This is a genomic window from Acinetobacter sp. YH12098, from assembly GCF_013419235.1.
GTDB lineage: Bacteria > Pseudomonadota > Gammaproteobacteria > Pseudomonadales > Moraxellaceae > Acinetobacter > Acinetobacter amyesii.
Map to the genome: position 1 here is coordinate 38,023 of NZ_VPAO01000029.1, position 17,499 is coordinate 55,521.

Consider the following 17,499-nt stretch of genomic DNA (forward strand, 5'->3'; position numbering starts at 1 on the left):
TTAATATGAACAAAAAAGAAATATATGCTGAGCAATTATTTTTTAAAATAAAGTGATGTAATTGGGATGACGACGTATGCAGTGTTTTAAAAATGCGCAGCAAATAGAACAAGTTAATTTACTTGATCGAGCCTTTCACTATGGCGATGGCTGTTTTAGCACGGCACGTATTCGCCAAGGACAAATAGAACTTTTAGCTTTGCATATTGCACGATTAAAATTGAGCAATGAGCGATTAAAGCTAAATGCAGATTTAAACCTTATTGAAGACACTTTAAAATTGTTACGTAAACAAGATGTCGTCAATGGCACTTTAAAAATTGTGTTGAGTCGTGGTATTGGTCAGCGTGGCTATAGTTTACCTGAGCACCCCGCAGAGGTTTGGGTGTTTTATTACCCCAAAACCGTTGCAGATTTTGAGTACGAAACTGTCGAAAGTGGTGTATTACATCAAGCTATTGGGTTAACCATGCCAAGTTTGGTGGGCTTAAAGTCCTTAAATCGATTAGAACAAGTCATGCTCAAAGCAGAGTTGGATCAAACCCCATGGGGCGAAGCTTTAGTGACGGATGTGCAAGGTACAGTTGTCGAAGGTGTGAGCAGTAATTGTTTTATTCGCACAAATGAAGGATGGATTACGCCCGAACTTCGTTATAATGGCGTGCATGGTGTCATGCGTGCAGAAATTTTAAAACGGATGCAGCAGCTTCAGATTCCATGTACTCAACGTCACGTCAATATGGATGAAATTACGCATTTTCAGAGTGTTTTTTTCTGTAATGCCTTAAATCCCATGAAAATTGCATCAACTCTGAATGGAGTTGAGTTAGATGTTCAAGCTTGTATTGAACTTTTCCGAACACTTCAATTAAGTCAGATTCGTTAATATGTCCACCGTGTCTAAAAAAACAAATAAGAAAAAATCTGCCAAAGCAGGTTTTCCATTTAAAGCATGTTTGGTTGTGCTACTTGGTATCGTTGTACTTGTGGCGATTTTACTGTGGTCGAGTTTGTTTAAAGCCTATCCTGTGGAAGGCAAAAAGCAAATGTTGGCGATTGGTGCAGGGGATACCTATTCAGGATTTATTGACAGACTAGCCAAAGAGAAACAAGTTAATTTTCCTATTATTTTGAAGTTGTACCAAAAGTTCATGATTAATGACACCTTAAAAGCAGGTGTGTATGAAATCCATGAAGGCATGAGCGTACGTGAAGTCATGAAACTGATTTCTAACTCTGAAAATGCGCAAATGAATCGAATTTTAGTGATCGAAGGGACGACATTTAAGCAACTGATAGATGCTTTAAAAAATGACCCTTTGGTGACACATGACATCAGTCATTTACCGTATGCACAAATCTTAAAAGAGCTCGGTATTCCGTATTCACACCCTGAAGGATTATTTGCACCGAATACGTATTTCTTTGCAAAAGGCGAGTCTGATCGAAAAATTTTGAAGGATTTGTATAACCGACAAATCAAAGCCTTAGATCAGGCTTGGAATAATCGAGCTCAAAATTTACCGTACAAAGATAAATATGAAGCCTTGATTATGGCGTCGATTATTGAAAAAGAAACCAGTCTTGATCGTGAGTTGGAGCAAGTATCTGGTGTGTTTGTCCGTCGTTTACAGCAAGGCATGCGTTTACAAACGGACCCTACGGTTATTTATGGCATGGGTGATAAATACCAAGGCAATATCACTCGCCAAGATCTACGTACACCTACAGCATATAATACGTATACGATCAATGGCTTACCGCCTACACCGATTGCTTTGCCGAGTCAAAAAGCAATTGAAGCCGCGATGCATCCAGATGCGTCAAATAACATCTATTTCGTGGCAACAGGTAACGGTGGTCATAAATTTAGCAGTAATTTGTCAGACCATAACCGAGCGGTACAAGAGTATTTATCGGTAATTCGTGCGAAAAATTGAGGAGTGAGCATGTTTATTAGTTTTGAAGGCACGGAAGGTGTGGGTAAAACCACGTTGATTCGTAAACTACATGAGCATTTCCAACACTTAGCAAAAGATGTGGTATTAACCCGTGAGCCGGGTGGTACACCTATGGCAGAGCAAATTCGCTCACTGTTACTTTCGGTGAACCACGAAGAAACCATGAGTAATGATACTGAATTATTGCTGATGTATGCAGCACGTGCACAGCATTTAGAAGCCGTGATTCTACCGGCACTGTCTGCAGATAAAATCGTTTTATGTGACCGTTTTACAGATTCGAGTTTTGCATATCAGTGTGCAGGCCGTGGTTTGGACCGAGAAAAACTGAAAGTTTTAAATGGCGGTTTTGTGGCGCGTATGCCTGATATTACCTTTTGGTTAGATGCTCCTATTGAAACGGGGATGTTACGTGCACGTGAACGTGGCGCTTTAGATCGATTTGAGCAAGAGAAAGCAACTTTCTTTGAGAAAGTGCGTTCAGGTTTTGCTGAAATTCATGAAAATGAACCTGCACGCATGAAGCGCCTCGATGCGACGCAAACACCTGAACAGGTTTTTCAACAGGCATTATTGCATTTGCAACAGATCTAAAATGCCATAGTAATCTTTAGGTATTTGATTTAAAAATCATTCATAGCATAAGTTATGGATGATTTTTTTATGCCGCATCGAAAGCAGGCGATTATTGATTTTTTACAACGTGAATTTGCCCCAAGTTTAAAAAATTGCACGATTCAAGAAGTTGGACAGCAAACCGCGACCTTAATTTGGCATGTCACTGAACAAGATCTAAGACCGGGTAATACGATTTCTGGCCCAACCATGATGACTTTGGCTGACTTTGCGCTATATGTGGCCATCTTGGGGGAGATCGGGATTGTGGGACTTGCGGTCACGACCAATATGAATATTAATTTTTTAAGAAAGCCAGAAGCCAATAAAGACTTAATAGGCGAGTGTCGATTGCTGAAAGTGGGCAAAAGTATAATTTATGGTGAGGTGTTGGTGTATTCAGCAGGTGTGGATGAGCCTGTTGCACATATAACAGGAAGCTATTCTATTCCACCGAAGCGATTATAAAGGCTCAATTGCATTTGCTGATTCAAATAAAAAGCCGAATTTACATTCGGCTTTTTATGGTTTTTAGACATTTTAGATGTTTAAGAAACCAGTTCTGTATTCACCAATGGACATTCCACTTGGAAATTGGGTGGAGTTAGGACTGTTTTTCGTAATTCTGCTGCTTGTTCAGGATAGTCCAAAGTGAAATGCAGTCCACGAGACTCTTTACGTTCCATTGCACAGCGCACAATCATTTCTGATACCAATACTAAGTTACGGAGTTCAATCAGATTTTTACTGACTTGATAATCTTGATAATACTCGGTGATTTCACGCTTAAGCATTTCAATACGATGGAGCGCTCGTTGAAGCCGCTTGGTCGTTCTGACAATGCCCACGTAGTTCCACATGGTTTGGCGAAGCTCGTCCCAATTTTGCAAAATCACTACATCTTCATCAGGGTTAGTCACTTGCGAGTCATCCCATTCTGGGACATGAGGCGCCTGATAAGTCCCTTGATGTTGTGCTGTGATATGTGTTGAAGCACTCATACCATAGACGAAACATTCAAGTAAGGAGTTACTTGCCATACGGTTTGCACCATGTAGGCCGGTATAAGAGGTTTCTCCAATGGCATATAGGCCTGGAATATCGGTCTGACTGTTTTCATCAACCACAACGCCACCACAGGTGTAGTGTGCTGCCGGAACCACCGGAATCATTTCTTTGGTAATATCAATACCGAGTTCCATTAAGCGTTCATACAATGTAGGGAAATGTTCTTTGACAAATTCTGCAGGTTTATGGGTGATATCAAGCCAAACATGACGGATTCCTAGACGTTTGATTTCATAATCAATAGCGCGCGCTACGATATCGCGTGGTGCTAATTCGGCACGCTCATCAAAGCGCAGCATAAAGCGTTCACCATCTGGAAGACGTAAATAGGCACCTTCGCCACGCATCGCTTCGGTAATTAAGAAAGAGCGAGCTTGAGGATGATATAAACAGGTTGGATGGAATTGGTTAAACTCCATATTGGCAACACGGCAGCCTGCACGATACGCCATGGCAATACCATCACCCGTCGCAATGTCGGGATTTGATGTATATAAATATGCCTTCATGGCACCACCACAGGCAAGGGCAGTGAACGGTGCTAAAAAGGTATGTACTTTTTCGGTTTTTTCATCTAAAGCATATAGACCGAGAGCACGGTTTTCAGCTTCAGGATTTAATTTTTGTGCGGTGATTAAATCGATTGCAATAAAATTTTCAAAAATATGAATATTGGCTTTTTCTTGCGCACGTTCAACCAATGTTGTGGAAATAGCACGACCTGTGGCATCTGCTGCATGGATAATCCGCCGGTGAGAGTGACCACCTTCACGTGTCAGATGTAACTGTTCTTGGTCGTCTAAAGTAAATTGCACACCCTGATTCAGTAGAAAATCGACAGAAGATTTACCACCTTCAACGGTTTGTTTTACCGCTGCCATTTCACATAAATGCGCACCGGCAATCATGGTGTCATTGATATGTTGTTCAATAGAATCTGTTTTATCGAGGACGGCAGCAACACCACCTTGGGCATAATATGTACTGGCATCCGTCAGCGTCGATTTAGCTAAAACAGCAATATTAAAATGATCTGGTAACGATAGGGCTAAACTTAGGCCTGCACCGCCACTTCCCACAATAATCACATCAAATTGATGTGTCGTGTTTAAATTAGACATGTCCATCAGCTAATTTTAAAAATGTCCGATCATCACAACTGTTTTTGCCTAAAAACGCAATGACTATAAATTAACTAAATAATGAAAAATATTCATAGATCTGTAATATTTAAGGAATGTTTAAGATTGTTTATCATAAATAATCATCAAACATTTTATTACGAAGCTTAGACTTGCATTGTGATAAAAACTAACGTATTTCAAATGATAAGCACAATTGAGTGAATGCTAACAATGAATAAATCGTATTTACAAAAGGGACTCTATGCAGCTGTGTTTACGGTTGCTAGCGTGCAGACTCAGGCAGCGGGTCCTGTTGATTTTTCCAATTTGGTTGAACAAGTCAGCCCAGCTGTCGTAAGCGTGAATGTGGTTAAAAAGCTTAGTCAAGAAGAGCTTTTGCAGCAACAAGTCCCAGAAATATTACGACGCTTTTTCGGTAATCAGGTCGTTATCCCGCAGCAAAAAATGCCGCAAGAAAAGACCGGTTATGGAAGCGCATTCTTTATTAGTAAAGATGGTTATCTATTAACTAATCACCATGTGGTAGAAGATGCATCGAAAGTCACCATCGTATTGAATGACCGCCGTGAAATTGATGCCACCGTTGTGGGTAGTGATGAGCGGACTGATGTGGCTTTGCTAAAGGTGAAAGGTTCAAATTTTCCAGAGCTACGCACAGGTAATGTTGACCGTTTACGTGTAGGTGAGCCAGTGTTGGCTATTGGTTCACCATTTGGTTTTGACTATTCAGCTTCGGCAGGGATTGTCAGTGCGAAAATGCGCAATATGATGGGAGAAACCTCGGTTCCATTTATTCAAACCGATGTGGCATTGAACCCCGGAAACTCAGGCGGCCCTTTATTTAACCAGTCTGGTGAAGTGGTTGGGGTGAACTCTCGTATCTTTAGTGGTACGGGTGGTTATATGGGTTTATCGTTCTCGATTCCTATTGATGTGGCGATGGATGTTGCAGACCAATTAAAGAAAAACGGCAAGGTGACACGTGCTTACTTAGGCGTTATGCTGCAAGATATCGATCGGAATCTTGCTGAATCCTATAACCTTTCAAAACCTGAGGGCTCATTGATTACTCAAGTTGCACCGAATTCACCCGCAGCAAAAGCTGGCTTTAAAGCGGGTGATGTCATTTTGAAATTTAATGGTACACCGATTTCACGTACTGGCGAACTACTGAATTATCTCAATCGTACAGGTCCTAATCAAAGTATTCAGCTTGAAGTATTACGTGATGATAAACGCCAAAACATTTCAGCAACCTTGATCACTGCACCAGATGATACGCCTGCAAAAGCTGAAATTGCACCTGTGAAAAAAGGCCCGGTGATTGGGGTGTCAATTCGTAATTTAACTGCAGATGAATTAAAGCAACTGAGTGTGAAAGGTGGTGTATTAATTCAAGATGTACGAGCTAGTGGTATTGCTGCACAAGCGCGAATTCAGCCGGGTGACGTTGTGACTCAAGTTAATAATAAAGCTGTGAATAATGCAGAAGATTTTGTGAAAGTTATTTCAGAATTGAAAAATGGCAGCATTGCACGTGTTTCTTTGATTCGTCAGGGGCAACGTGCGATTGTGGGCATGCGCATTCAATAATGATTTGCTGAATGAAAACCACTCCAAGCGAGTGGTTTTTTAACTTTAGCGTTTTTGCAATTCACCCTTAGATAAAAATGGGTAGACTGTGGGCCACAATTTAAAATTTGCAGGACGCTATGAGCGATATCTTTGATTTAAAAATTACAGTTCAAGCTGAACATATCGACACATTAAATCATGTGAATAACGTGGTGTACGTCAGTTGGATGCAAGATGTCGCGACAGCACATATTGAAGCTTTGGGTTTAGGCTTAAAAGAATATATTGAATTGAAGCATGCCATGGTCGCTGTTGAGCATCATGTGCAATATCGTAAAGCAGCGCTCGAAGGTGAGGAGATTATTTTACGAACTTGGCTAAATGATATCAATGCATTGTATTCGTTTCGGCAGTATGTATTTTATCGCCCTAAAGACAAAGCGATATTATTTACAGGCAATACGCAGTGGGCATGCATTGAAATTGCCACAGGTCGTCCAAAACGCATGTCGCCAACCTTTACCCAAGCGTATCAACCTATTGCGGATAGCCTAAATCCGCTGGATTTTAGTGCTTATGATCTTTGAGTTTGATTTTATCGCAAAATTTCAAACCAAGACTAGCCAAGTTCTCCATGTAGGATGAATGACTTGCATAAAAGCAATGCATTATTTTCGATACTTTGAAAAATCCATCTGCTATAATCCTCGGCAATTTCTATTCGGCTTTTGCTATGCATAAAGAATTGCATGTATAGCGCTTTTATTTTTCCAAGGTAGCCCATGGCGCAAGCTAAAAAATCTGTTGATATAAAAAACATTCGTAACTTCTCGATCATTGCGCATATCGACCATGGTAAGTCGACCCTTGCCGACCGATTTATTCAAACTTGTGGTGGTTTGCAAGATCGTGAAATGCAGGCGCAGGTTCTAGATTCTATGGAATTGGAACGTGAGCGTGGTATTACGATTAAAGCTGCGTCAGTGACTTTGTATTACACCCATCCTAATGGTGAAGAATACCAACTCAACTTCATTGACACACCGGGGCACGTTGACTTTTCTTATGAAGTTTCACGTTCATTGGCTGCGTGTGAAGGTGCACTATTGGTTGTCGATGCTGCACAAGGGGTAGAAGCACAATCTGTAGCGAATTGCTATACCGCAATTGAACAAGGTTTAGAAGTCCTACCTGTTTTAAATAAAATTGATTTGCCGCAAGCAGAGCCAGAGCGTGTTATTCAAGAAATTGAAGACATTATTGGTATCGAAGCGACTGAAGCACCTACATGTTCAGCTAAAACCGGTCTAGGCATTGAAGGGGTGCTTGAAACACTGGTAAATGTTATTCCTGCACCCGAAGGCGATCGTAATGCACCATTACAAGCCTTAATTGTTGACTCTTGGTTCGACAACTATTTAGGCGTGGTTTCTTTGGTTCGTATTAAAGAAGGCCGTGTGCGTAAAGGCGATAAAATGTTGATGAAATCAACAGGTCAAACGCACATCATTACTTCAGTAGGTATTTTTAATCCTAAACATACAGAAACTGACATGCTCGAAGCAGGTGAAGTTGGTTTCGTGATCGCGGGTATTAAAGATATTTTTGGTGCTCCAGTTGGTGATACGATTACCTTGGCAACTACACCAGAAGTACCAACCTTACCAGGCTTCAAAAAAGTTAAACCACAGGTCTATGCAGGTTTATTCCCAATCGATTCAAGTGAATTTGAACCGTTCCGTGAGGCGCTGCACAAACTGCAAATTAATGACTCAGCGTTGTTCTTTGAACCTGAAAGTTCAGATGCACTTGGTTTTGGCTTCCGTTGTGGCTTCTTGGGTATGCTGCACATGGAAATAGTACAAGAACGTTTAGAACGTGAGTATGATCTGGACCTGATTTCTTCAGCACCAACCGTAATTTATGAAGCGGTGATGAAAAATGGTCAAACCATTTATATCGATAGTCCTTCTAAAATGCCGGATGGTTCAACAGTTGAAGACTTACGTGAGCCAATTGCTGAATGTCACATTTTAGTACCGCAAGAATACTTGGGTAATGTGATGACTTTATGTGTTGAACGTCGCGGCGTTCAAAAGAATATGAAGTTCATGGCGAACCAAGTGGCCATTACGTTTGAAATTCCAATGGCTGAAGTGGTAATGGATTTCTTTGATAAGTTGAAATCATGTTCACGTGGCTTTGCATCGCTTGACTATAGCTTTGTCCGTTTTGAGAGTTCATCTTTGGTTAAGGTGGATGTGCTAATTAATGGTGAGAAGGTTGATGCCTTGGCCATGATTTGTCACCGCCAAGATGCTCGTCATCGTGGTATTGCTCTAGTTGAAAAAATGAAAGACTTGATTCCACGTCAAATGTTTGATGTGGCTATTCAAGCAGCAATTGGCGCGCAAATCATTGCACGTTCAACTGTAAAAGCGATGCGTAAAAACGTTTTGGCTAAATGTTATGGTGGTGACGTGTCGCGTAAGAAGAAACTTCTTGCGAAACAAAAAGAAGGTAAGAAACGTATGAAACAAGTGGGCAGCGTCGAAATCCCACAAGAAGCGTTCCTTGCGGTATTGAAAGTAGAAAGATAATAAATAGAGGTTTATGAGCTCATGGATTTTGACTTTAATTTGATCCTTGTTCCTGCCACAGTCATTTTTTTCTTAATTTGGCTGTTGGATAAGTTTGTCTGGAAACAACGACAGACCAAAGGTAAAGGGAATGAAAATGTCGTTATCGCATGGGCTTATGACTTTTGGCCGATTCTAGCGATAGTTTTGGTAATGCGTTCATTCTTATATGAGCCATTTAATATTCCATCAGACTCTATGGTTCCAACTTTAGAGACAGGTGATTTTATTGTGGTGAATAAATATCAGTATGGCGTACGTTTACCTATCGTCAATAAAAAAATTCTTGATGTCGGTGAACCTGAGCGTGGTGATGTCATTGTATTCCGTTATCCACCACAACCAACCATTAGCTATATTAAACGTGTGGTTGGTTTACCAGGGGATCATATTATTTATGATCATGGTCAACTGAGTGTGAATGGTCAGAAAGTGGCAAAAGTTCCTGTGGAATTTAGCCGTGAAAAAGATCAACTCGACACACCTACATCGATTTATCATAAAGAAACCATGGGTAAGCATACGTTTACCATGCGTGAGCTTGAAGGTGTCAATGTTGCGCGCCAAGCGCCATTTATCAACTATGTTGAAAATGGTAAATATTCAACAGAAAATGGTTTATATTGGGAAGTTAAGGTTCCTAAAGGTCACTATTTCGCGATGGGGGATAATCGCGATCAAAGTGCGGACAGTCGTTTTTGGGGCTTTGTGCCTGAAGAAAACCTCACTGGACGGGCTTTTTACAAGTGGATGCATAAGGAACCTGGTTTAAAACTGCCTTCGTTTAGCCGTAATGGCAGTATTGATTAGTCTTACATCAGGAAAATAAAATGAGACATCAACGGGGAACGTCTTATATAGCAATTTTAATTGCTATTATTGGTTTTGCTTTTTTAGCTAAAGCTTTAATTGCGGTTTGGGGACCGTATGTTGACGATCGTCTCGTCAACAATGAAATTGAAGAATTGATGAAGAGCAGTCCTAAAAATATTGCTCCGAGTAAGTTTGAGTCACAAATGTCACAGCGTTTAGATATGAATGGTGTACGTGATTTAAATTTTAAAGATATTGCTCAAGTCACTAATGTAGATGGTCTACAAGTGAAAACAGATTATGAAATAAGAAAACCTTTCTTATTGAATATTGATATTGTGTTGAAGTTCGAGAAAAGTTTTGATCAAAGCTCAGTCCAAGCTAAATGAAGCTCGTTTAGCAAGTCGTATCGGTTATCAGTTTAAACAACCTGAATTGTTACAACTGGCCTTGACCCACCGATCGGTGAGCCATAAATACAATTATGAACGCCTAGAATATCTGGGCGATTCATTGTTGGGTATGATAATTGCCAATTATCTGTACCATGCCTACCCGCATGAAAATGAAGGGCGTCTAACGCGTATGCGTGCGACACTGGTTCGTCAGGAAGCGCTAGGAAAAATTGCCAATGACTTAAAACTCAGTCAAGAATTAATCTTGAGTACAGGTGAGTTGAAATCTGGCGGTCATCATCGTGAGTCTATACTTGCGGATACCGTTGAATCGATCATTGGTGCAATCTATGTCGATTGTCAGGATTTAAAAATTCTGGAACCGATTGTTCTTAAATGGTATGTGCCATATTTAGATCATATTGAACCAACTGATCAACTGAAAGATCCTAAATCACGTTTGCAAGAGTATTTACAAGCACGTAAAAAACCTCTCCCGGTTTACGAGGTTGTAGATATTCAGGGTGATGCTCCGAACCAACATTTTAAAGTTGAATGTACAGTTGAAGGGCTCCCTGTTAAATACGGTGAAGGTTCAAGCCGTCGCTTTGCTGAACAGGCAGTAGCGGCAGAAATCTTAGAAATTTTGGAGAAAAAGTCTTAATGACTACTCATTCCGATCACGTAGATGCTGATCATGAGTCGCAAGGCGACAGTAACGATTTAATTAGTCAGTTTTTTAGTGCGCAAGGCACTGAAATTCCGGCCGATTTTAAAAGTGGTTTTGTAGCGATTGTTGGTCGTCCAAACGTGGGTAAATCAACGTTGATGAACCATATTTTGGGTCAAAAACTTTCCATTACCTCTCGTAAACCACAGACCACACGTCATAAAATTGTGGGTATTGACTCACGCGAAAAATCTCAAGCGGTATTCGTAGATACCCCGGGGATGCACAAAAAAGAAGTCCGTGCCATTAATAAAATGATGAACCGTGCGGCACATTCTGCACTTCGTGATGTGAACTTAGTTTTGTTTGTGATTGATGCAGACAAATGGACACAGAATGATGATTTAGTGTTAGAAAAGCTAAAAAATGCCGATATGCCAGTGATTCTTGTGATCAATAAAATTGATACACTAGAGAATAAAAACCATGCATTACCATTGATACAAGAGCGTGCAAAATTAATGAATTTTGCAGAAATTGTTCCTGTATCAGCATTACGTGGTGCAAATTTAGATCATTTGCGCAGCACGATTGAGAAATATTTACCATTCCAACCACCACTGTATTCACTTGAGCAATTAACGGATCGTTCAGAGCGCTTCCTTGCCTCTGAAATTATTCGTGAAAAAATCATGCGTCAATTGGGGGAAGAGCTTCCTTATGATCTAACCGTTCAAATTGAGTCGTTTAAAACAGAAGAAGCAACAGTTAATCCAAAAACTGGTCGTCCTAAAGCGGCGTGTACCTATATTGATGCGACGATTTTTGTCGATCGCTCTGGTCAGAAGGCTATTGTGATTGGTGAGAAGGGTGCCAAACTGAAGAAAATCGGTATGGATGCACGTGTGGATATGGAAAAAATGTTCGAGCAAAAAATCATGCTGACACTTTGGGTGAAAGTCAAAGGTGGTTGGTCTGATGATGAACGTGCGTTGAAAAGCTTGGGTTATAGCGATATCTAATCGTTAAATAACAAACTTTGAGGGAAGAGTAATGATGAAAGTATTAGCTGTAGTGGCATGTGTTTTGTTTCTACAAGGGTGTATTCATAAAATCGTTACTGTTCCTGTCAAAGTGGCTTATAAAACCACAAAAGGCGTGGTTAAAGGTACTGCTGCAGTTGTGGGTGCAGTCATTCCAGATGGGGATGAAGATGAAGACGACAAGAAAAAGAAAGACAAGGATTAATATTTCAAATCATGCGTAATGAGATACTGCATGGTTATTTAATTCACCATCGTAAATATCGTGAAAAAAGTCATATTGTGCACTTGTTTACTCAGGAGCATGGTCGAATTGATGGTATTCTCAGGCAAACGCCACCTCCCCAGTATCAACCAATTTGCTTGCAAGCATCTGGTAAGTCCGAACTTAAAAACTTTAGTAAACTCGAAATTGTAAATCAACCGATTTTCTTTTTTGGTGATGCTTTTTTTTCAGGATTTTATCTAAATGAAGTTTTATTGAGGCTATGTCCGTTAGAGGTTGAGATGCCTGAGACATTTGCTCAATATGCACACACCTTGGAAAAACTTCAATGCATGTCTGTCCAGGCCCACCCTGATCTATTCTTACGGCAAATCCTTAGACAATTTGAGCATGTGCTGCTTGAAGAGTTGGGTTTTGCGTTGGATTTTTCAACTGATGCAAATCAACAGCAAATTCAGCCTCATGAAAATTATCAATTTCATTTAAATGAAGGTTTTCAACCTGTCATTAAAGCCTCACGCGCAACATTGTCAGGTCAACATATTTTAAGTATGTGTGATTATGAAAAAGGTGGGGAATTTAATTCTGAACAGTTACAATTACTGTCTAAGTTGTACCGACAAATGATTACTTCCTTGCTTGGCGATCGTCCATTAAAAAGTCGTCAATTGTGGATACAGAATTCTCAAACTCAACGTCATTAGGAAAGAATTATGGCAGCTTTGCTTGGTGTAAATATTGACCATGTGGCAACACTACGAAATGCACGTGGGACAACTTATCCAGATCCTGTGAATGCCGCAATTATTTGTGAGCAAGCGGGGGCGGAAGGGATTACGCTACATTTACGTGAAGATCGTCGCCATATTAAAGATGATGATGTGCGTCGTATGCGTTCTGTATTAAAAACCCATATGAATCTTGAAATGGCAGTGACCAATGAAATGGTTGAATTTGCCAAAGAGATTCAGCCGCATCATGTATGCTTTGTTCCTGAAAAGCGTGAAGAAGTCACGACTGAAGGCGGTCTAGATGTTGTTGGGCATTTTGAAGATGTAAAAAATGCGACTCAAGCACTCGCAGCGATTGGTTGCGAAGTTTCATTATTTATTGATGCTGACTTTGCTCAAATTGATGCGGCGATTGCCTGTGGCGCGCCAACGATTGAGTTGCATACAGGTGCATATGCAGATGCTGAAACACCTGAAGCGCAGAAAGCAGAGCTGGAGCGTATCATTCAAGGTGCTGAATATGCGGCATCTAAAGGATTGATTGTGAATGCTGGTCATGGCTTAAATATTGACAATGTCACTCCGATTGCGCGCATTGCGCAAATTCATGAATTGAATATTGGTCACTCGATTATTGCTGATGCTGTATTTATTGGATTGGCACAGTCTGTGAAACAAATGAAAGCTGCGATTAAAGCCGCACGTTAATTTTTTAAGTAAAGTATATGTCAAATATTGATTATGATGCCCTAATGAAGCCAGTCATTGGCTTCTTGGGGTGTGAAACACCAAAAGCATGGCTAGATGAAGCTTTAAATAATTTGGATATCCTAATGCAGGATCATGCCAATTGTGAAAAGAAAGCTGCAAGTACAGCAATGAATTTGATGTTTCGTTATAGTTTTTTCTCTGATTTACAAATCAAACTGGCACAGCTAGTTCGTGAAGAAATGCTGCACTATGAGCAAGTGCTGGAACTGATGGCAAAACGTGGTCAGGAATGGACTGCAATCAGTGCTGGTCGGTATGCAGGTGGTCTACGCAAAGAAGTACGGACTTATGAGCCAGAAGCGTTAATTGATATCTTGGTGATAGGCGCATTTGTTGAAGCACGGTCATGTGAGCGTTTCTATGCGCTTGCACCACATGTGGATGAAGAGTTGGGGCGTTACTACCGCTATTTGCTAAAGTCTGAATCACGCCATTATGAGGACTATTTGGCATTAGCCATGGATGTGGCGATGACCAATAAGCTAAAGAACCCGAAAGAAGATATTCAGATGCGTATTGAGCATATTCGTGAAGTTGAAAAAAATCTGATTAGCAGCCCAGATGATTTATTCCGCTTTCATAGTGGTGTGCCAGTCAAAGCAGCTTGATAAAATAATCCTCCAAAATGGGGGATTTTTTATGCACTTAAAATAAACGATAATAAGAATTATTTACAATTGTCTTGGGTGAATCTAAAATGAAACGATCTCTATGAATCAAACAATTTAAGCTCACTTATTCAATATGAAATTACAATTCACTTTACTCTGTATCGCTTTGTGTGCGGTTGGTCAGGCTGAAGCGCATTATCCTTATGTTGCACCTCTAAACTATCAAACATTTAATAATCATAGTGCCATTCTTTCTGGTTTTTATGACAATCCGTTTGTTTCTGAAATAGCCATTAAAAATTTTAATTTCCATGTACATACACCGTCAGGTGAAAAGCTGCATTTAACGGATGCTGATTGGGCAAAAACTCAAACAGTCAGCAGTTATAGTTTAGAAAATAAGCAGGATGGCACGTATCGTATTCGTGGTGAAAAGCAGGGAAGTACAGCGCGTTTTGCTTATGATCAAAAGCAGTGGAAAGCGTTAATCAATGGTGTACGTGATCCTCAAAAAACTGCGAATGCAAATGTTATTTATACAGCCGAGTTGACTAAAAAGTCGCAAATCAAAAGTATTCAAACCCAAGAAATCATTGAAACTTTTGTATCGCGCCGTGTAACGTCTACAAATGTAGTGAATTATTTGCATGATGGTTTTGATGTGCAATTTAGAACCCATCCGAATGCCATTATGCAAAATGAGCCAGTACAACTGAAAGTGCTAGATCAGAAAAAAGCGGTTGCGGGTTTGCAGATTGAAATTTTGCAGCAAACAACGGATTACAGCCGTGAAGGAAAAGTTTATAAAACGCTTAAAACTGATCAAGAAGGAAACTTGAATTTTAGCCTATCAGATCGTGGTCAGTATTTACTGAAAATTGACTATCAGCAGCCTTTTGAAATGAAGGGAGACGCATTAAAACGATATAAATATACTTTGAGCTTTAATGTAATCTAAGGGTAGTTAAATGAGAAAAAGCTCTGCGATTTGCAGAGCTTTTTTATGAAAATGATTTAGCTATCTTTAGGTTCAAGATAAAACATCGATAAACCTATCAATAAAATTAAACTGGTTTGGGTGAAGAAGTGTTTATTAAAACCACCATAATATTGCTGCGAATAGCCTGCAATTAGTAAATAACCCGTTAAATAAAGCAATCGATAATATCGGCTCTCAAAACAATAACAGACACTTGCAAAACATAAAATCAGACAACCAATCACCATATAGTGGATATCCCAAATGATGGTGTTGATTACAAATAAAAGTGCTGAAAGTGCGCCGATAGATAAATTACGCAGGCTTTCAAACCCTTGAAAAATGTGCATCAAAGCTAAAATGAAGAGTGGCAATAGAGCAAGTGCATATTTTATTTTCATACTGTTTTGCGTCATGAGCATATAATTCTGCTGTTTCTCAACAATGGGGCTAGTACTGATGCTTAGCCTAAGCCATTGCAGGGTTAAGTGTTCAGGGATGTTGGCTTTAACTAAAAATTTGAGAGTGGCTTGTGGTGGAATAATATAATTTTCTTGGAAATCATGGCCATAAAAGATCCAAGATTTATTGGTCTCCAATGTGCGATATTGCGTATTTTTTTGAGTTGAGATGTTAAAAAGTTGTCCAGTTGCATTTAATCCAGCTTTCATACATGGTGTTTCTTTTTCGTTAACAATGCATAACGGCAGTACCGAAATTTCAAGATCTTTTCGAGTTTGTTGCTGACCTGCAAAATCAATATGGATATACAGTTGATCAGATTGGTTTTGCAGTGTAATCGGTGTGCTCGACCAATATTGTCCTTCTGTTATCTCGTTCAATACAGATTCAGATATTTCGCGAATAATATTGTGATTTTGAATCTGCTGAGGTGGAACCAACCATTGTAGGTTGCTGTCAAGAAGGGTGTTAGATTCACTATTATATAAATTGGGTGGCGTTTTGAAGTGTTGTTCAATTTCACTTTCGGGTGTACAGCTCACCAAATAAATTGCAAATGGGCTGATAAAAATTAAAAGAAAAATGAATGCAGTGAGATAGTGTTTTAAGGCAGTTTTATTTGATTCAGCATCAACTTGAATGAACATTTTTTTATTTTAATGACAATGACTTATAGATTATATGTAAATCATAGGCATTAAAAAAGCCCATTTAAATAAATGGGCTTTAGAATTTGGCTCTCCAACCTGGGCTCGAACCAGGGACCTGCGGATTAACAGTCCGTCGCTCTACCGACTGAGCTATTGGAGAATCTGAATGCGATTATAAGCAGATTTTGAAGAGGGTCAAGCTAAAAATACCAATATGAGGAGAAATGCGTGATAGATGTTTTTTATTTGAACAAAAAGAAGAATTTTTTAGAAAAAATGAATCTTAGGCTTGCAAAGAAAAAATTCAATTGATAGTCTGAATGCAACAACAGAGCGTTTAAACATATGTTTAAACAGTGTGGATTTAAACCCAACTTGCCAGCACTAAAATGGCTAAACAGGAGAAAGCGAATGAATACGCTGACTATTTCTCAGATTTTTTCAAATTTTTCTTTTTACCAAGAAAACTATCTTTCCATTATCAGTAACCAAGAGAAATATCAAACACCTGTCGAAGGTGCATACGTTGACGTTTGGCCTTTGGGTCGACGTGACTTGGCATTGGGTGATTTATTACAACTGTGGTTTAGTGAAAAATGGTTGATCAATGTACCATGTCATTTACGTTTTGAACATAAAGATGATGGTCGTCGTGTGCCTTTAAAACGCAAGCAAGATTTGTATTTATACCAATTGGCAGGTAATGCATTATCAGGCTCAAATTGTTCTAAAGTATGGTCTATCTCAGAACAACGGGAACTTCGTGTTGAGTTAGATAGTGCTTTAAAATATTACTGCTTTCAAAAGGGCAGTAATCGCATTGATCTAAGCGAAGGCCAATTAATTCGTGCCTTACATTCAGCAATTTAAGTTTGAATCATCATCTGCTCGCATTGAATTGCGAGCAGAAAAATAAAATATTAAGGACGTATAATCATGCAGGTTGCAGTTGCATGTGCATAAAGTTTGCCATTGTCATCAATAATTTTCCCTTCAGAAATCCCTAAATTTGTACTGATATTAGGGTGTGTTGACATTTACAGCCGATAAATTGAGCTAAAGAGGCAACCATATAAATATACAAGCTAAAGCAACAGCGCTTTGATAGTTACGTTTTAGCTTATCGTATCTTGTGGCAATTCCTC

Annotated in this window: 19 protein-coding genes, 1 tRNA gene and 2 pseudogenes; 17 read left to right on the plus strand and 5 right to left on the minus strand. The window is 39.6% G+C overall.

Annotated features, from left to right (window positions below):
* Nucleotides 1-76: 76 nt before the first annotated feature.
* The 4 genes from pabC to FTU38_RS10940 all read left to right on the plus strand — a co-directional run bounded on the left by pabC (nt 77) and on the right by FTU38_RS10940 (nt 3,044).
* Nucleotides 77-886, plus strand: a complete 810-nt coding sequence (pabC, locus tag FTU38_RS10925; protein WP_180111179.1) for an aminodeoxychorismate lyase — start codon at nt 77-79, stop codon at nt 884-886.
* Nucleotide 887: 1 nt separating this feature from the next.
* Nucleotides 888-1,940, plus strand: coding sequence for an endolytic transglycosylase MltG (mltG, locus tag FTU38_RS10930; RefSeq protein WP_180007632.1), 1,053 nt, complete (start codon nt 888-890; stop codon nt 1,938-1,940).
* A gap of 9 nt (nt 1,941-1,949) precedes the next feature.
* Nucleotides 1,950-2,555 (plus strand): dTMP kinase, encoded by a 606-nt coding sequence (gene tmk, locus FTU38_RS10935; protein WP_180007633.1) that lies wholly within the window; start codon nt 1,950-1,952, stop codon nt 2,553-2,555.
* 69 nt (nt 2,556-2,624) lie between these two features.
* Nucleotides 2,625-3,044 carry a PaaI family thioesterase gene (locus FTU38_RS10940; RefSeq protein WP_180007634.1) on the plus strand — a complete coding sequence of 140 codons (420 nt, stop codon included), beginning with the start codon at nt 2,625-2,627 and terminating at the stop codon, nt 3,042-3,044.
* A gap of 80 nt (nt 3,045-3,124) precedes the next feature.
* Here the strand turns inward: FTU38_RS10940 and nadB are convergent, their stop codons facing one another.
* Nucleotides 3,125-4,771, minus strand: a complete 1,647-nt coding sequence (gene nadB / locus FTU38_RS10945; protein WP_180111180.1) for an L-aspartate oxidase — start codon at nt 4,769-4,771, stop codon at nt 3,125-3,127.
* A 228-nt stretch (nt 4,772-4,999) separates the two neighbouring features.
* Between nadB and FTU38_RS10950 the strand changes: the two genes are divergently transcribed.
* The 12 genes from FTU38_RS10950 to FTU38_RS11005 all read left to right on the plus strand — a co-directional run bounded on the left by FTU38_RS10950 (nt 5,000) and on the right by FTU38_RS11005 (nt 15,221).
* Nucleotides 5,000-6,382, plus strand: a complete 1,383-nt coding sequence (locus FTU38_RS10950; protein ID WP_168378034.1) for a Do family serine endopeptidase — start codon at nt 5,000-5,002, stop codon at nt 6,380-6,382.
* A 119-nt stretch (nt 6,383-6,501) separates the two neighbouring features.
* Nucleotides 6,502-6,951 (plus strand): thioesterase family protein, encoded by a 450-nt coding sequence (locus FTU38_RS10955; RefSeq protein ID WP_078192006.1) that lies wholly within the window; start codon nt 6,502-6,504, stop codon nt 6,949-6,951.
* A 195-nt stretch (nt 6,952-7,146) separates the two neighbouring features.
* Nucleotides 7,147-8,964 (plus strand): translation elongation factor 4, encoded by a 1,818-nt coding sequence (lepA, locus tag FTU38_RS10960; protein ID WP_180111181.1) that lies wholly within the window; start codon nt 7,147-7,149, stop codon nt 8,962-8,964.
* A gap of 21 nt (nt 8,965-8,985) precedes the next feature.
* Nucleotides 8,986-9,813: a signal peptidase I gene (gene lepB, locus FTU38_RS10965; RefSeq protein WP_180003248.1), complete on the plus strand. Its 828-nt coding sequence runs from the start codon at nt 8,986-8,988 to the stop codon at nt 9,811-9,813.
* Between the two features lie 20 nt (nt 9,814-9,833).
* Nucleotides 9,834-10,205, plus strand: a complete 372-nt coding sequence (locus FTU38_RS10970; RefSeq protein WP_168378031.1) for a DUF4845 domain-containing protein — start codon at nt 9,834-9,836, stop codon at nt 10,203-10,205.
* Nucleotides 10,177-10,875 (plus strand): ribonuclease III, encoded by a 699-nt coding sequence (rnc, locus tag FTU38_RS10975; protein WP_111883979.1) that lies wholly within the window; start codon nt 10,177-10,179, stop codon nt 10,873-10,875. The genes FTU38_RS10970 and rnc overlap by 29 nt, the downstream gene beginning before the upstream one ends.
* Nucleotides 10,875-11,903, plus strand: coding sequence for a GTPase Era (gene era / locus FTU38_RS10980; protein WP_067765139.1), 1,029 nt, complete (start codon nt 10,875-10,877; stop codon nt 11,901-11,903). The genes rnc and era overlap by 1 nt, the downstream gene beginning before the upstream one ends.
* Before the next feature lie 31 nt (nt 11,904-11,934).
* On the plus strand, nt 11,935-12,129 hold the full coding sequence (locus FTU38_RS10985; protein WP_078192000.1) for an NF038104 family lipoprotein: 195 nt from the start codon (nt 11,935-11,937) through the stop codon (nt 12,127-12,129).
* 8 nt (nt 12,130-12,137) lie between these two features.
* Nucleotides 12,138-12,854 (plus strand): DNA repair protein RecO, encoded by a 717-nt coding sequence (gene recO, locus FTU38_RS10990; RefSeq protein WP_180003386.1) that lies wholly within the window; start codon nt 12,138-12,140, stop codon nt 12,852-12,854.
* Nucleotides 12,855-12,863: 9 nt separating this feature from the next.
* A complete protein-coding gene (pdxJ, locus tag FTU38_RS10995) occupies nt 12,864-13,589 on the plus strand; it encodes a pyridoxine 5'-phosphate synthase (protein WP_180003244.1) in 726 nt (241 codons plus the stop codon).
* A gap of 17 nt (nt 13,590-13,606) precedes the next feature.
* On the plus strand, nt 13,607-14,260 hold the full coding sequence (locus tag FTU38_RS11000; RefSeq protein WP_180003242.1) for a tRNA-(ms[2]io[6]A)-hydroxylase: 654 nt from the start codon (nt 13,607-13,609) through the stop codon (nt 14,258-14,260).
* Between the two features lie 136 nt (nt 14,261-14,396).
* Complete coding sequence (locus FTU38_RS11005) at nt 14,397-15,221, plus strand: DUF4198 domain-containing protein (RefSeq protein WP_180003240.1); 825 nt, start codon at nt 14,397-14,399, stop codon at nt 15,219-15,221.
* A gap of 56 nt (nt 15,222-15,277) precedes the next feature.
* Here the strand turns inward: FTU38_RS11005 and FTU38_RS11010 are convergent, their stop codons facing one another.
* Nucleotides 15,278-16,351 (minus strand): hypothetical protein, encoded by a 1,074-nt coding sequence (locus FTU38_RS11010; RefSeq protein WP_180003238.1) that lies wholly within the window; start codon nt 16,349-16,351, stop codon nt 15,278-15,280.
* Between the two features lie 87 nt (nt 16,352-16,438).
* Nucleotides 16,439-16,514: transfer RNA gene (locus FTU38_RS11015), tRNA-Asn, on the minus strand.
* Between the two features lie 251 nt (nt 16,515-16,765).
* On the opposite strand from FTU38_RS11015, the gene FTU38_RS11020 reads away from it, so the two are divergent.
* Complete coding sequence (locus FTU38_RS11020) at nt 16,766-17,224, plus strand: hypothetical protein (protein WP_168378022.1); 459 nt, start codon at nt 16,766-16,768, stop codon at nt 17,222-17,224.
* A 50-nt stretch (nt 17,225-17,274) separates the two neighbouring features.
* Here the strand turns inward: FTU38_RS11020 and FTU38_RS11025 are convergent.
* A pseudogene (locus FTU38_RS11025) lies at nt 17,275-17,376 on the minus strand (phenylacetic acid degradation protein); the annotation flags it as partial.
* 34 nt (nt 17,377-17,410) lie between these two features.
* A pseudogene (locus tag FTU38_RS11030) lies at nt 17,411-17,499 on the minus strand (IS5/IS1182 family transposase); the annotation flags it as partial.

Bases quoted from the DNA above. Each gene is read 5' to 3' on its own strand.
- FTU38_RS11005 (WP_180003240.1), top strand. From the start codon at position 14,397: ATGAAATTACAATTCACTTTACTCTGTATCGCTTTGTGTGCGGTTGGT.
- era (WP_067765139.1), top strand. From the start codon at position 10,875: ATGACTACTCATTCCGATCACGTAGATGCTGATCATGAGTCGCAAGGC.
- FTU38_RS10955 (WP_078192006.1), top strand. From the start codon at position 6,502: ATGAGCGATATCTTTGATTTAAAAATTACAGTTCAAGCTGAACATATC.
- FTU38_RS11000 (WP_180003242.1), top strand. From the start codon at position 13,607: ATGTCAAATATTGATTATGATGCCCTAATGAAGCCAGTCATTGGCTTC.
- FTU38_RS11010 (WP_180003238.1), bottom strand. From the start codon at position 16,351: ATGTTCATTCAAGTTGATGCTGAATCAAATAAAACTGCCTTAAAACAC.
- FTU38_RS10985 (WP_078192000.1), top strand. From the start codon at position 11,935: ATGATGAAAGTATTAGCTGTAGTGGCATGTGTTTTGTTTCTACAAGGG.
- mltG (WP_180007632.1), top strand. From the start codon at position 888: ATGTCCACCGTGTCTAAAAAAACAAATAAGAAAAAATCTGCCAAAGCA.
- pdxJ (WP_180003244.1), top strand. From the start codon at position 12,864: ATGGCAGCTTTGCTTGGTGTAAATATTGACCATGTGGCAACACTACGA.
- lepA (WP_180111181.1), top strand. From the start codon at position 7,147: ATGGCGCAAGCTAAAAAATCTGTTGATATAAAAAACATTCGTAACTTC.
- FTU38_RS10970 (WP_168378031.1), top strand. From the start codon at position 9,834: ATGAGACATCAACGGGGAACGTCTTATATAGCAATTTTAATTGCTATT.
- FTU38_RS10950 (WP_168378034.1), top strand. From the start codon at position 5,000: ATGAATAAATCGTATTTACAAAAGGGACTCTATGCAGCTGTGTTTACG.
- pabC (WP_180111179.1), top strand. From the start codon at position 77: ATGCAGTGTTTTAAAAATGCGCAGCAAATAGAACAAGTTAATTTACTT.
- FTU38_RS10940 (WP_180007634.1), top strand. From the start codon at position 2,625: ATGCCGCATCGAAAGCAGGCGATTATTGATTTTTTACAACGTGAATTT.
- FTU38_RS11020 (WP_168378022.1), top strand. From the start codon at position 16,766: ATGAATACGCTGACTATTTCTCAGATTTTTTCAAATTTTTCTTTTTAC.
- nadB (WP_180111180.1), bottom strand. From the start codon at position 4,771: ATGGACATGTCTAATTTAAACACGACACATCAATTTGATGTGATTATT.
- lepB (WP_180003248.1), top strand. From the start codon at position 8,986: ATGGATTTTGACTTTAATTTGATCCTTGTTCCTGCCACAGTCATTTTT.
- tmk (WP_180007633.1), top strand. From the start codon at position 1,950: ATGTTTATTAGTTTTGAAGGCACGGAAGGTGTGGGTAAAACCACGTTG.